Here is a 13,954-nt window from a genome sequence, read left to right as displayed (position 1 = left end):
CCTTTCGCCCGACGACCGTAGACACGGCCTGCGCGGCGGACAACGCGCGTCGGCGAAGAATGGGACCTCGCCCCCTGCGCATTCCGGATTCCCGGGGTGCGGGCAGGGGGGTGGTAGGGGTTGTGACGCGCCTCGGTGCGGTGCGGGAATGGCGACTGATCCGTCCGCCTCTCCACCGACCAGGGAGCCAGGGACCGTGCCCACTCACGTACGCATCGGCCGGCGTTACAACGGCCCTCCCGATAGCGCCAACGGGGGTTACGCCTGCGGTGTCTTCGCCGAGGCGGCGCGCCCCGTGCTCGGCACCGGCGGGCGCGGTGGCACCGGGGACGTCGTCGTCCAGCTCCTCGCGCCGCCGCCGCTGGAGACCGACCTGAGGGTCGTCGCCGGACGGCGCGTCACCTTCTGGGACGGGGACGACCTCATCGCCTCGGCCGCGGTCGGCGCCGTACCGCAGGAGCCCGTCGGCTTCGTCGACCCGCCGACGGCGCGCCGGGCCGAGCAGGGCTACGCCGGCCGCGCCGGCCACCCCTTCGACACCTGCTACGTCTGCGGCCCCCGGCACGACGACCACGGGCTGCGGCTGGCGCCAGGACCGGTAGCCGGCCGCGCCGGCACCACGGCGTGCACCTGGACCCCCGGGGACGAGCACACGGGCGACGACGGACTGGTCCGGCCCGAGCTGGTCTGGGCGGTGCTGGACTGCCCGGGCGGCTGGACGTTCGACCCGGTGGCCACGCCGATGGTCCTCGGCCGGATGACTGCACGCGTCCGCGCGTTGCCGCGCGCGGGCGAGACCACGGTCCTCACGGCCCGCGGCGTGCCGTCCGCCGACCGGGCCGTCCGGTGCGAGACTGCGATCTTCCGCCACGATGGCACGGAACTCGGCAGGAGTTCGGCCGTGTGGGTGCGACGAGACGAGAAGGCTCTGTCATGACGACTCCCCCGACCACCACCCCCCACGGGGCCGCCGCCCCGTCGGCCGCACAGGCCGGCGGACCCCGGATCGAGGACGTCCTGGGACTCTCTCCGCTCCAGCAAGGCCTGCTGTTCCACGCCGAGTTCGACGAGGCGGACCAGGACTCCTACGCGATCCAGCTCGTGCTCCGGCTGGACGGGCCGTTGGACGCGGCCGCGCTGTGGCGCGCCGCGGACGCCCTGCTCCAGAGGCACTCCTCCCTGCGGGCCGCCTTCCGGCACCGCCGCACCGGCGAGCCGATCCAGGTCATCCCCACCCGGGTCCGCGTGCCCCGCACCGAGCACGACCTGTCCGGACTCGGCGCGGACGACCAGGACGCCGCACTGGCCCGGCTGGCCGAAGAGCAGCGCACCGCCCGCTTCAACCTGCGCCGCCCTCCCGCGGTGCGGTTCGCCCTCGCCCGCCTCGGCGACCACGCGCACCGGCTGCTGCTGACCTGCCACCACATCCTGCTGGACGGCTGGTCCCTGCCGCTGCTCGTCGACGACCTGATGACGCTCTACGGCACGGCGGTGCGGGGCGGACGGCTGCCCGAGGACGCCGGTCTGCCGCCCGCCGTGCCCTACCGCGACTATCTGAAGTGGCTAAAGTCCCGCGACGACGCGGCGGCCCGGGCGCACTGGCGCCAGGCGCTGGACGGCGTCGACGGCCCCACGTATCTCGTGCCGGGCGGGCGGGCCACCGGTGCCCCCCGCAAGCTGCGGCGGACCCTCAGCGCCGGGACGAGCGCCGCCCTGACGCGGCTCGCCCATGGGCAGGGGCTCACCCTCAACACTGTCGTGCAGGGCGCCTGGGGCCTGCTGCTCGGGCGTCTGACCCGGCGGGACGACGTCGTCTTCGGCACCGTGGTCTCCGGGCGTCCCCCCGAGCTGCCCGGTGCAGAGCGGATGGTCGGCCTGTTCATCAACACGGTCCCCGTCCGGGTGCGCATGCGCCACGACGAATCCGTCGCCCGGGTGCTCGGGCGGCTGCGGGACGCCCAGACACGCCTGCTGGACCACCAGCACCTCGGACTGGCCGAGATCCAGCGCCTCGCCGGGGCCGGGGACCTCTTCGACACGCTGCTGGTCTTCCAGAACTACCCCGGCGGCCCCGACGAGGAGACGCCCGTCCACGGGCTGCGCGTGAGCACCGTCGACGCCCACGACGCGACGCACTACCCCGTCAGTCTCATGGCCGTGCCCGGTGAGGAGCTGCTCCTGGACCTGACGTACCGGTCCGGCGCCGCCGTGCCCGGGGGCGCCGATCGGCTGCTCGCCCGGCTGGCCCTGGTGCTGGAGCAGATGGCCCGTCGGCCCGACCTGCCGGTCGGGGACGTCGACGTCGTCGGGGACGAGGAGCGCCGCGACCTGCTGGACCGCTGGAACAACAGCCCGCGCGAGCGCGCGCCGGTGCCGCCGGGCGCCATCGCCCCCATCGGCAGGCCCGTTCCCGGTGACCGGGCCTACGTCCTGGGCCCGGCCGGGGAACTCCTGCCGGCGCAGGTGATGGGCGAGCTGTACCTGGCCGGTGCCGGGATCGCCCGCGGCTACCTCAACCGGCCGACCATGACGGCCGCCGCCTTCCGGCCCGACCCGTATGGTGCGCCCGGCACCCGCATGTACCGCACGGGCGACCTGGCCCGCTGGCGGGCCGACGGGCAACTGGAGTACCTGGGCCGGGCCGATCACCAGGTCAAGATCCGGGGATACCGGATCGAGCTGGCGGAGATCGAGGCCGCTCTCGCCGCCCACCCGTCGGTGACCGGCGCCGTCGTCCTCGCCCGGGAGGACACGCCGGGCCGCCGCAGGCTGGTCGCCTACGTCGTCGCCCGGCCGGACGAGGATCCCGGCGACGCCGAGCTGCGGCGCCACCTCGCCGCCCTGCTGCCCGACTACATGGTGCCGCAGGTGTTCGTGCGGCTGGACGCCCTCCCGGTCACCGTGCACGGCAAGGTGGACCGCAAAGCCCTGCCAGCCCCCGACGCCGCCCTTCCACAGGTTGGCCGGCCGCCGAGCACCCCGCGGGAGAAGGCGCTGTGCGCGGCCGTCGGCGACATCCTCGGCGTCCCGGACGTCAGCCTCGACGACAACCTCTTCGACCTGGGCTGCGACTCGCTGACCGCCGCCCGGATCGTCGGCCGGGTCAACGGCGAAGCGGGGCTGCGCCTGACCGTCCGCCGGCTCTACGAGGCACCGACGGTGGCCGGGATGCTGGCCTGGGCCGCCCCCTCGGAGGACGGCACGCGCAGCTCCTCGACCGCCGGCCTCGACACGCTGATGGCGATCCGCCGCGAGGGCGGTCCGACCCCGCTGTTCTGCTTCCACCCCGGCAGCGGCCTCAGCTGGTGCTACACCGGACTCGCGCGCCTCCTCGGCCCCGACCAGCCGCTCTACGGCGTGCAGGCCGCCGTTCTCACGGACCCCGGCGCGGCACCCGGTTCCGTGGCGACCATGGCCGAGCACTATCTCGGCCTGCTCCAGCGGGTGCAGGGCACGGGCCCCTACCGGCTCCTGGGCTGGTCGTTCGGCGGCGTCGTGGCCCACGCCGTGGCCTGCCTACTCCAGGAACGCGGGGAACGGGTGGAGCTGCTGGCCCTGCTGGACTCCTTCCCCCGGGCCGCCGACGACGCGGCGCCCACCCCGGCCAATGAGCACCGGCTGTTCGCCGAAGGGCTGGGCCTGGACCCCGCCCTGCTGCCGGAGGGCGGGACGACGCCGGGCCAGGTGCTGCACGCCGCCCGCACCGTGGGCAGCCCGCTCGCCGAGCTGGATGAGGAGGCCGTTGCGGCCCTGATGAAGGCGTCGGCCCACCATGTGCGGCTGATGCGCCACCACACCCCGGGCACGTACGCGGGAGACGTGCTGGCCTTCGACGCCGGGCGGGGACGGCCCGTGGCCGCCGGCTCGGCCGAGCTGTGGCGGCCGTACGTCACGGGCGTGATCGAGCAGCACACCGTCGACGCGGTCCACGAGCAGCTGGCGAGCCCCCCGGCGCTGGCCCGCGTCGCCTCCGTGCTCACCGGCAAGGCGGGGCGGGATCAAGCCATTTGAGACCTGCCGGGCCGCCGGTCCGTTTGCCTGCTCGCGGTGCGGCTGGCACACTTGCGGCCCATGAAGGTCTCCGCGTTCCGATTTATGTGCCCCGGGGTTGCCGGGTGCCACGACGCGTCGAGCTAGCAGTCCTTCCCCGGCGCCAGCGGCAAGCACCGTAGGGCAGCCCCGGGGGCACTCTCCCCCCTTCTCCACGGTGCGCCGACCCAAGCCCTGCCCGGTGGACGGGCCATGACTTCCAGAGAGTGAGACTTTCATGACCGATCGCACCCGCGATCCGGCATCTCTGCTGCGTGAGGTGGAGGAGATCAGGGAAAGGGCGCTCGCCGACATCAGCGGCGCCTCGGCACCGGCCGACGTTGCGGACGTCCGGCGCGACGTGCTGGGCAAGTCTGGTTCCCTGCTCCGGCTCCGGCGCGGCATTGGCGCCCTGGCACCCGAGGACCGCAAGGTGATCGGTGCGGCCCTGCACGAGGCGCATGAACTGCTCACGGCCACCCTGGACACGCGGGAGCGGGAGCTGCTCGACGCGGAACCCGCCCTGTCCGCGCCGTTCGACGTCACGCTCCCCGGCCTGCGGCCCGGCCCCGGCACGGGCGGCATGCATCCGACCGTGCAGCTGATGTACGACCTCAACGACGCGTTCGCCGCGCTCAACTTCGACGTCTACGAAGGCCCAGAGATCAGTTCCGAGCTGTACGAGTTCGACCACATGAACTTCCCCGCCGGTCACCCGGCCAGGGAGAGCATGGACACCTTCTGGCTCGGCGGCACCGAGGAACGCCAGGGGGCGGAGCGCCTGTGCCTGCGTCCGCACCTCACCGGGGCGAGCGTGCGGTACATGCGTGAGCACGAGCCGCCGTTCCGGTTCGTATATCCGGGCCGGGTCTACCGGAACGAGAGCACGGACGCCCGGCACGAGCGCGCGTTCTTCCAGTACGAAGTGCTGCTGGTGGACGAGAACATGCCGATGACGGCCGGCAAGTTCCTCGTCGACACGATCCTGGACACCGTCTTCGGGCGGCCCGTCCGCACCCGCATGAGGACGGGCTTCTTCCCCTTCGTGGAGCCTGGCTTCGAGATCGACATGGAGTGCCAGGTGTGCGCCGGGCAGGGCTGCCGCACCTGCGGCCAAGTCGGCTGGCTGGAGATCATGCCCGGCGGCATGCCGCACCCCAACGTGCTGCGCGCGGGCGGCCTCGACCCGGACCGCTGGACCGGCTTCTACGTCAACGTCGGTCTGGACCGGCTCGTCATGATGCGCTACGGCATCGACGACGTCCGGCTGATGCACAGCGCCGACCTGCGGTTCCTGAGCCAGTTCGCCTAGGAGGGCACGATGAAGGTATCGCTCGAGTGGCTCTCCGACTTCGTCGACCTCCCCGCCGACAGGAGCCCCGCGCAGCTCGCCCACGACCTCACCCTGAAGACGGTCGAGGTGGAGAACGTCGTCGAGGTCGAGGGCGACGTCGTCCTGGAGATCGACAACAAGTCGCTCACCAACCGGCCGGACCTGTGGGGGCACTACGGCATCGCGCGGGAGTTCGCGGTCATCTACGGCCTGCCGCTGCGGACCTTACCAGCCGCCGCGCGGCCGGGGGCGGTCGACGGCCTGATCGGCACGCTGGACCCGGCGCTGTGCCGGCGCTTCACCACCGTGGAGTTCACCGTCGACCAGGTGGCCGGCACACCGCGGTACGTCCAGGACCGGCTCCGCCGCATCGGCGAGAGCACGAACGGGCTGTTGGTCGATCTGAGCAACTACGTGATGTTCACGGTCGGCCAGCCCACCCACGTCTATGACCGTGACCGCCTCGCCCCGCCGCTGTCGGTGGGATGCGCCGAGGCGGGCACCGCCCTGGAACTACTCAACGGCCACAAGGCCCAGCTCACCGAGGCCACCCCGGTCGTCCGGGACGACGCGACGCCCGTGGCCGTCGCCGGCGTGATGGGCAGCGAGGCCACCGCGGTGGACGCGGCCGGCCGCCGCTTCCTCCTGGAGGCCGCCACGTTCCTGCCCGGACCGGTGCGGGCGGCCACGCAGCGCCTGGGCCTGCGGACCGAGGCGTCGGCACGGTACGAGAAGGGGCTCGACACCCAGCGTGTGGACCAAGCCGTCGACCTCTTCCTGCACCTGCTCCGGGAGGTCGTGCCCGGCGCCGGCATCACGGGGATGCAGGATGTGACCGTGGAGCCCACGGAGCGGGCGCGGGTGCAGCTCACCCGGGAGTTCCTCGACAGCCGTATCGGCGAGGCCCTGGAGACATCCGAGCTGCACCGCATGCTGACCGCTCTGGGCTTCGACGCGGAGATCGACGACACGACGCTCCGGGTCACGGCACCGACCTGGCGCTCGACCGGCGACATCACCCTGGCCCACGACGTCCTCGAAGAGGTGGCGCGGATCCACGGGTACGACCGGCTCCCCAGGACGCGGACCAGCGTGACCCTGCACCCCGTGCGGTCGCTGAACCGCGCGCCGGTGGACCGCGTGATCCGGGAAGTGCTGGCCCACCGGTCCGGGTTGCAGGAGGTCATCACCTACCCCTGGCCCCCGGAGCAGCTGATGGCCGCCGTCGGCTTCCCGGTGGACCGGTTGGTCCGGTTCGAGGGCGGGCCAGCGCCCGACCGCGGCGCGCTGCGCCCCTCGCTCGTCCCCGGCCTGTTGGAGGCCGTCGCCACCAACCTGCGTCACACCCCGGAGTTCGGGGTGTTCGAGATCGGCACCGTCTTCGCGGCCGGTCCGCTCCAGCCGTACCAGGGACGGTACGAACCGCTTCCGCGGATGGGCAAGGCGCTCGTCCTCGCCCTCGTGGGCGAGGACGGACCGGTCCTCTTCCGGCGGGCCAAGGGCGTCCTGGAGCTGATCGTCCGCCATGCCCACCTCGACCGGGTGGGCTGGGCGCGCGGGGGCGACGCGGCGTGGGCGGACGGCACCGCGCGGCTGGCCGTCAGGTCGGACGAGACCCCCGTGGGCACGCTCGCGCTCCTGCCGCCCCGCATCCGGCGGGCGGCGGGGATCGACGGGGTGCAGGTGGCCTGCCTCGAACTCGATCTCGGGCCGCTGCACCGGCACGCGTCGCGCCACAACACCTTCCGGTCGATCCCCGAGCTGCCCGATGCGGATTTCGATCTATCGGTGGTGGTCGCCGACGAGGTGGCCTGGGAACGGATCGAGAAGTCCGTCAGGGAAGTCGACGAGGCGATCTCTGCCGTTTCCTATATCGGTGAGTTCCGTGACGGGTGGGTGCCCGAGGGGCACCGGTCGCTCACCCTCCGGGTGACGCTCCGGTCCCGGACGACGACGTTGACCTCGGAGTCCATCGGCACCGTGCGCGCAGACGTGGTCGAAGCACTGCACCGGGAATTCGGGGCACGTCTGCGCTGAGCGGACACGTTGTTGGTGCACGGGTCCGCGGACCGGCAGGGGAGAAAGACCGACTCTCTGCTGGTCCGCGTCCCGCGCGGAGTCACCGCACTCCTCAAGCGTGTTTCGGCCATCCTGCCGTCGAAGACGGGGCAGTCTTGCAACTCCCCCGGACGTCAATGTTGAATCTGTTCGAACCTGGGGCCTCGACCGACCCGGGTTCGCGTGACAAGGCAGACATGGGGGTGCTTTGTGGACGTCCTGGGGCTGGAGGAGCGGCAGCTCAAAGTCTATCAGGAGATGCTGCGCAAGCCCAGTGCCGGTGTGGATGAGCTCGCCGGTGAACTGGGGTGGTCTCCTGAAGAAGTGCGAAAATTTCTCGCCGAATTGGCCGAGCAGCAACTGGTTCGGCCCTCATGGGAGTCTTCCGGGGCATATCAGCCCATAAGCCCTCAGCTGGGACTGGCAGCGCTGATCGCGCGCAAAGAAGTCGACCTGATGCGGCTTCAGAGCGACCTGGCGGCGAGCAAGGTTCTCGCGGCGCGACTCGAAGAGGATTTCGTGCAGTCCGTCAGAGCCAAGGAAAACGGCGATGTGGAGCGCCTCATCGGCATCGAGGCCATACGCGCACGGATCGAGCAGCTTTCGTATGACTGCCGTAGCGAGGTACTGTCCTGTGCGCCAGACGGTGCGCAGACGGCGCAAAATCGTTCCGCCGGACGACCCTTGAACCAGATGCTTCTGGAGCGCGGCGTCAATTTCAAAACGATCTACCTCGACAGTCTCCGAAACGACCGGGAATCTGTTGAGTACGCGCAATGGCTGACCGATCTGGGAGCGGAGGTTCGCACCCGAGCCACTGTTCCCTCGCGCATGCTCATCTTCGACCGGGAGGTCGCGGTCGCCCCGCTCAACGCGGACGCCTCGGGAAGCGGCGCCCTGGTGGTCAAGGGCTCCGCCGTCCTCGTCGCCATGTGTCAGCTCTTCGACCTCCTGTGGCAGGAATCTCGTCCGCTGACCGTGGACCACAGGGTCCCGAAGGCCGACGACGATCTCGCCGCCCAGGAGCGGGCCCTGCTCGATCTGCTGGCCGACGGGCACACGGACGAGACCGTCGCCCGCCGTCTCGGCGTCTCGGTCCGCACTGCCCGCCGCATTACCGCTGACCTGATGGGCCGCGTCAGTGCCCGCAGCCGCTTCGAACTCGCTGTTCACGCGACCAGGCGGGGGTGGATCAGTGGTTCACATGGGTGAGATGGCATCCCTCCGAGCATGGGGCTTGGCTGGCCGAACAGGAGTCTTGGTCCAGTGATCAGGGCGTGGTGAGTCCCTCATCACCCGTGAACGGACGGTGCCGAGTGGGCCTGGGCAACCGACAAGCTTCAGCCAACCTCGCCATCGTCGAACGCGCCGACGACACCCATGCACTGAGCACATCAGCCCCGAGACCGACGACAAGCAGGGCAGCCCCTGGAGTACGGCGGCCCCGAACGGCAGAAGGTCGACAAGCGGGCTGGCAGGTGTACAACTCCCAAGCTGCGGGCGGCCGATCCCTGGTCAGAGATGTGGCGGCGGCCTCAACGGGCCAGACCGCGGGTGCGCTGAAGCCTCCCGCACCTCAGGCCCTTCACCGGCCGAACCGCTTCTGCCACCTCTCCCGGGAGTCGGAGGCATGGCGCAGGGTAGGTCCAGCAGGTACACGCCCCTGGTGAAAGGCTCAAAGCCACCGCTTCCCACGCCTTGGCGATCTTGGCTTGAGCCTTGGCGTAGCCCGCCTTGTCGTTCCGAAGTCCCGGTCGGTCGTTGCAGGCTCACACGCAACCGCGCAGTAGCCGCCCGCCAAGCGGCGAATGAGCGACTCTTTCGGTGATCTTGGTTTTCCTTGGTCACTGTCCTTGGCGCCACCAGCGGGGGCGGGGCAGTTCCTGGGCGTCGAGGTACTGCTGGAATGCTGTCGGCGGTCGGGGCCGGTAGGTGGAGTCGTCTGGCTCCTGCGTGCTGAGGCGTGCGATGTTGACAGAGATCGCGGTCAGCACGTGCTGGATGTGCGCTTTGGCTGTGCCCCGGTAGCGGCAGCGGCGCATCTGATGGGCGTTGGCCAGCACATTGGCCGTGCCCTCGACGCCGGAGCGGGAGGCGTAGAGGCGCCGCCATTGCGGATCTTGCTGGTCGGCGCGGTTCTGGGCCTGGAGGTCGTGGAGGCGACGAGGGAGGAAGTGTACGGTTCGTCCCTTGCGTGGATCGGTTGAGCGGGTGCACCCGCTGCGGTGGGGACACGGGCTGCAGTGCCGGGCGTCGAACGCCACGAGGGTATAGGGCGCTTGGGAGGGCGGTTCAGTCCAGTTTCCGCTGGTCTTTCCGCCGGGACAGGTGACCTGACGACGGTCGAAGTCGACAGCGAAGTCCTCGCGGGTGAAGCCGGTGCCGGCCTTGCTCTGCCAGGAGTTGTCGGGCGCGACGGGACCGATGACCTCGATGCGGTGGGTGCGGGCGGCGGTGTCCATCAGCGCGACGGAGGTGTAGCCGCCGTCGACCAGGTGTTGTGCGGGTAGCAGGTGGCGCCGTTCGAGCCGGGTGCGGATGCCGGGCAAGGCGGTGCTGTCCGCGGTCGGGACGGTCGTGGCCACGTCCGTGATCACGTTGACGCCCCTGTCGTCGCAGGTCTCGGTGACGTGGGCGAGGTAGCCGGTCCAGCGTCGGTGGCCGCGGCGCACCCAGCGTGCCTGCAGGCCGTACGGCGACTCGATGCGTAAGCGGGCGGGCGGGAGCCCGTCCTTCTCAGCCCGCGGGCATGGCCTGCCGTGAGCGTCAACGAGGAAGTTCTGCATCGTGATCTGGCGGAGTGCCTCCACAGCGGGGCCCGGAGTGGTCCCCGCGCCCCGGGCGTGGTCCAGGAGCCGGAAGGCATCGGCGCCGGCCTGCTTGAGCCGCGTGGCCGGCCGGCTGGGCTGGCTGACCAGGCGGACCTGTCGGCCGTAACGCAGGGCCCAGTCCTCGTCCACCAGACCGTCCAGCAGTTGCGGGTTGGTGCGGGCGGTCTCCTCCAGCGCGGCGCGGACCGCCTCCAGCACCAGCTCCAGACGGGTCAGCTCACGCACCGAGGCCAGCAGGCAGGTGGAGTCGGTGCGCTGCCGCCCACGGGCCTTGACCAGGCCCGCATCCTTCAGCCGTGCCAGCGCGAGATCGAACAGGGCGTCAGCGCGGCCGTTCTCGGCGAGCCGGTCCCGGAAGTCGGACAGCACGCTGTGGTGAAAGCCCGGATCGTCCAGTTCCAGCGCGAGGGCGTACTTCACGTCGATGCGACACCGCACCGCCTCGGCCGCCTGCCGGTCCGAGAGGTTCAGCAGGAACTGCAGCACGCTCACCGTGGCGAGCTGGGCCGGGGACAATCCCGGCCGCCCGTTGCGCGAGTACCAGGCGGCAAAGTCCTCATCACGCCACAACCCGTCCAGCCTGTCACGGACCCACATCGCGGTCGTCCCGTTCGGGTTACTCGCCCGCGCCACCTGCGCGGTCAACGACGGAACTTGCCCACCCGGACGAGCACGCAGCGACACCAACTCACCTCACGAAGACGTCCGACCTTCGAAACCGAGCCGAGCCTGCCTGATGATCACGCCATCGCGCCGGGGAATCTCAAGATCACCGACAGAGTCGCTCAATGGCCTCCGAGGCAGCCAGGGGGCCGATGCCGAACTCTTGCCACTGCGGTTCGATCCAAACTCTGTCCATGATCAGAAGCTCTCAAGATCAGAAAGACAACACTGCTTACCTCCAATGTGACGAAGAGTCTGTCGGCATTGATTGAGGAGATCTGAGAGGACAGGCCACCTGCCTGATCTGACCGGGAGCCCGTGGGACCTGCACGGTGGGAAACGATCAATCTCTTCCCGGGAAACGATCTCCGTTGCACGCGGGGAGCTGCTGACCAGCGCATTCCGTCGGTGCCCCGCCGGCACAGCTACGCCACGATCATCATCAACGCCGAGACTGGTGAGCGAATCGAGGTACTGCCCGGCCGCGAAGCCGCCACTCTGGAAGCCTGGCTGCGCGGGCATCGAGGCCGTGTGCCGGGACGGATCGGCCACCTACGCCGAGGCCGTCCGCAAGGAGGTCGCCGCGCACAGCACCTGCTGGGCGAAATCGGGCCCGCCCCCGGCCGAGGGGAGACAGGCCGGCCACTACCCGCGAGCGCTGGCAGCAGGTCCACGCCCTGCGCGAGCGCGGAGTCGGACTTCTTGAGTGCGCGCGTGCCTGAACCTGGCTCTCAACACCGTCAAGCGCTACGACCGCGTCGCCGAGCCCGAGCGCCTCATCCGCGCCCCCAAGTACCGGCCCACCCTCGTGGATCCCTACCGCGATCACCTGCGCCGACGCCGGCTGGAGAACCCAGCCGTCCCCGTCACCCATCTCCTCCAGGAGATCAGGGAACTGGGCTACACCGGCAGCTCGAACCTGCTCGTCCGCTACATCAACCAGGGCCGAGTCGAGGCCGACCGGCCCGCACTCTCGCCCCGGCGCCTCGCCCGCTAGCTGCTCACCCGACCCGACCGGCTCAAGGACCACCAGCGGGAACGCATCGAGGCCGCCGGCACCGCCTGCCACGAGATGACCGCTCTGGCCGACCTCATCCACCACTTCGCCGTGCTGCTGGATCCCGCCGACGGCAATGCCACCCTGCTGAGCACCTGGATCACCTCGGTCCAGGCCGAGGACCTGCCCCACCTGCATGCCTTCACCCGGGGCCTCGAGAAGGACCGCGCCGCAGTCGACGCCGCCCTCACCCTGCCGCACCACAACGGCGGTACCGAAGGCGTCAACAACAAAACCAAGCTGATCAAGTGCCAGATGTACGGTCGCGCGAGCTTCTCTCTCCTCCGCCACCGGTTCCTCCTGGGCTGACGACACCCTCCGTCACCACCGACTACGGAACAGACCCGAACGATTTACAGTCCCCGAACCGGCGCGACGAGCAGGAAATGTTCGTCCTCTGCCTGCGGATCCTCCAGTCCGCTCTGGTCTACGTGAACACCCTCATGCTCCAGGACATCCTCGGCGAGCCGGAGTGGGCCGACCTTCTGACACCGGCCGACCGGCGCGGCCTGGCCCCGCTGTTCTGGTCCCATGTCCGCCCCTACGGAGAGGTCAACCTCGACATGGACGCTCGCCTCAATCTCGCAGTGGCTGCGGTGCCAGGCCCCCGCACTGCGGGCGATGGGAAGTCGGCCGAGGAACGTACGGAGGCGTGAGCGACGCCGCCCCCGCGCGCTGGGCTGCTCGTGCCGGTCTGCGATGTGCAACCAGGCCGCCGCGTCGTACCCGGCCGCCATAGCGAGCTGGTCGATACGGTCGCCGAGCGGCTGCCCGCCATCTCCAAGCCCGCGTTCTCCAGCCCGCAGCGCAGACCCGGCCGCCCGGCCCAGGGGGGTACTGGCTCTCCCAGGGAAAGGCAGGCCCTAGTTGGCCGTCCCGGCCGGGCGCAGAGTGGTCCGCATCCGCCCTACCGCACCGACCCGCCGGGCCGGTCCACCGGGACCGGCCCGCGTAGCAGACCCAGGAGCACCCCATGAGCTATCCCGCCCTCGCCGCCCGTACCGCCGTCGTCACTGGAGCGGCCAGTGGCATGGGCGCGGCCACCGCCCGCCTGCTCGCAGCGGGTGGCGCCCGCGTCGCCCTGTTCGCCCGGCGCACCGATCGGTTGGACGCGCTGGCCGCCGAACTCACCGCCGCCGGGGGCCAAGCCCTGGCCGTCACCGCCGACGTCACCGACCAGGCCTCCGTCGACGCCGCCGCCAAGGCCGTCCACGATGCCTACGGCCGGGTCGACCTGGTGGTCAACAACGCCGGCGTGATGCTTCCCAACCCCCTCGCCGAGGGCCGGCTTGACGAGTGGACCCGCATGATCGACACCAACCTCACCGGCGCCCTGCGCGTCATCCGCGCGTTCACCCCCGACCTCACCGCAGCCGCCGCCGACGGCCGCACCGCCGACCTTGTCAACGTCTCCTCCATCGCCTCCCATGTTCCCTTCCCCGACTACGCCGTGTACGGGGCCACCAAGGCCGCCCTCACCCAGCTGTCCGCAGCACTGCGCACCGAGCTGGGCCCGCGCGACGTCCGGGTCAGCACCATCGAGCCGGGCCTGACCGACACCGAACTCGGTGAGCACATCGACAACCCGGAACTGCGCGAGCAGCTCGGCGGTATGTTCACGGCGATCCCAGCCCTCGTCGCCGAGGACATCGCCGACCTCATCGCGTACACCGTCAGCCGTCGCCAGCACGTCAACCTGCGCCAGTCGATCGTCCTGCCGACCCGCCAGGCCTGACATTTCCCCAGTCACCCACCAGAGCCGCCATGGGGGCATGTCCCGCTCGGCCATCGTCACCGAGCCACAGGACAGCGGCACCGTCGGCGGCGGTCTGGTGACCGCCATCCCTGCCTCCTGACGCGCAAAAGATTCGTTCCAAGGTCACCAAGTCTCTGGCACCTTCGATTTGCCCGCCCCACGGCGGGCGGCGGAGTCGCCCTGGGGCGCTGACCAGTGGGTGTGGGGGGGGGGGGGCCACAGGGGAA

At 70.8% G+C, this 13,954-nt stretch carries 8 protein-coding genes and 1 pseudogene; 8 read left to right on the top strand and 1 reads right to left on the bottom strand.

Going from position 1 to position 13,954, the window contains the following annotated elements; all coding sequences use genetic code 11:
* Positions 1–196 precede the first annotated feature (196 nt).
* From ACSLTV_RS31850 to ACSLTV_RS31830, 5 genes are all read left to right on the top strand, one after another.
* On the top strand, positions 197–937 hold the full coding sequence (locus ACSLTV_RS31850) for a hypothetical protein (RefSeq protein ID WP_435613362.1): 741 nt from the start codon (positions 197–199) through the stop codon (positions 935–937).
* Positions 934–4,011: a condensation domain-containing protein gene (locus tag ACSLTV_RS31845; RefSeq protein WP_435613361.1), complete on the top strand. Its 3,078-nt coding sequence runs from the start codon at positions 934–936 to the stop codon at positions 4,009–4,011. Before ACSLTV_RS31850 ends, ACSLTV_RS31845 begins: the two co-directional genes overlap by 4 nt.
* A 256-nt stretch (positions 4,012–4,267) precedes the next feature.
* Positions 4,268–5,341 carry a phenylalanine--tRNA ligase subunit alpha gene (locus ACSLTV_RS31840; protein WP_435613360.1) on the top strand — a complete coding sequence of 358 codons (1,074 nt, stop codon included), beginning with the start codon at positions 4,268–4,270 and terminating at the stop codon, positions 5,339–5,341.
* Between the two features lie 9 nt (positions 5,342–5,350).
* Positions 5,351–7,399, top strand: a complete 2,049-nt coding sequence (locus tag ACSLTV_RS31835; protein WP_435613359.1) for a phenylalanine--tRNA ligase subunit beta — start codon at positions 5,351–5,353, stop codon at positions 7,397–7,399.
* Positions 7,400–7,630: 231 nt separating this feature from the next.
* A complete protein-coding gene (locus tag ACSLTV_RS31830; protein ID WP_435613358.1) occupies positions 7,631–8,632 on the top strand; it encodes a helix-turn-helix domain-containing protein in 1,002 nt (333 codons plus the stop codon).
* A gap of 632 nt (positions 8,633–9,264) precedes the next feature.
* On the opposite strand, the gene ACSLTV_RS31825 is transcribed toward ACSLTV_RS31830, so the two are convergent.
* Complete coding sequence (locus tag ACSLTV_RS31825) at positions 9,265–10,896, bottom strand: IS1182 family transposase (protein ID WP_435613357.1); 1,632 nt, start codon at positions 10,894–10,896, stop codon at positions 9,265–9,267.
* Between the two features lie 432 nt (positions 10,897–11,328).
* Between ACSLTV_RS31825 and ACSLTV_RS31820 the strand changes: the two are divergent.
* The 3 genes and pseudogenes from ACSLTV_RS31820 to ACSLTV_RS31810 form a co-directional block, all read left to right on the top strand.
* Positions 11,329–12,280: pseudogene (locus ACSLTV_RS31820) on the top strand (transposase); the annotation flags it as partial.
* Positions 12,281–12,357: 77 nt separating this feature from the next.
* On the top strand, positions 12,358–12,627 hold the full coding sequence (locus tag ACSLTV_RS31815) for a Tn3 family transposase (protein WP_432159207.1): 270 nt from the start codon (positions 12,358–12,360) through the stop codon (positions 12,625–12,627).
* Between the two features lie 317 nt (positions 12,628–12,944).
* Complete coding sequence (locus ACSLTV_RS31810) at positions 12,945–13,706, top strand: SDR family oxidoreductase (protein WP_432159206.1); 762 nt, start codon at positions 12,945–12,947, stop codon at positions 13,704–13,706.
* The last annotated feature ends 248 nt before the right edge of the window (positions 13,707–13,954 follow it).

Source organism: Streptomyces sp. bgisy159 (assembly GCF_965341775.1).
GTDB lineage: Bacteria > Actinomycetota > Actinomycetes > Streptomycetales > Streptomycetaceae > Streptomyces.
The sequence above is the reverse complement of the archived record's forward strand: the minus strand, read 5'-3'. Positions and strand labels throughout refer to the sequence as shown.

Bases quoted from the DNA above. Each gene is read 5' to 3' on its own strand.
- ACSLTV_RS31840 (WP_435613360.1), top strand. From the start codon at position 4,268: ATGACCGATCGCACCCGCGATCCGGCATCTCTGCTGCGTGAGGTGGAG.
- ACSLTV_RS31835 (WP_435613359.1), top strand. From the start codon at position 5,351: ATGAAGGTATCGCTCGAGTGGCTCTCCGACTTCGTCGACCTCCCCGCC.
- ACSLTV_RS31815 (WP_432159207.1), top strand. From the start codon at position 12,358: ATGTTCGTCCTCTGCCTGCGGATCCTCCAGTCCGCTCTGGTCTACGTG.
- ACSLTV_RS31810 (WP_432159206.1), top strand. From the start codon at position 12,945: ATGAGCTATCCCGCCCTCGCCGCCCGTACCGCCGTCGTCACTGGAGCG.
- ACSLTV_RS31845 (WP_435613361.1), top strand. From the start codon at position 934: ATGACGACTCCCCCGACCACCACCCCCCACGGGGCCGCCGCCCCGTCG.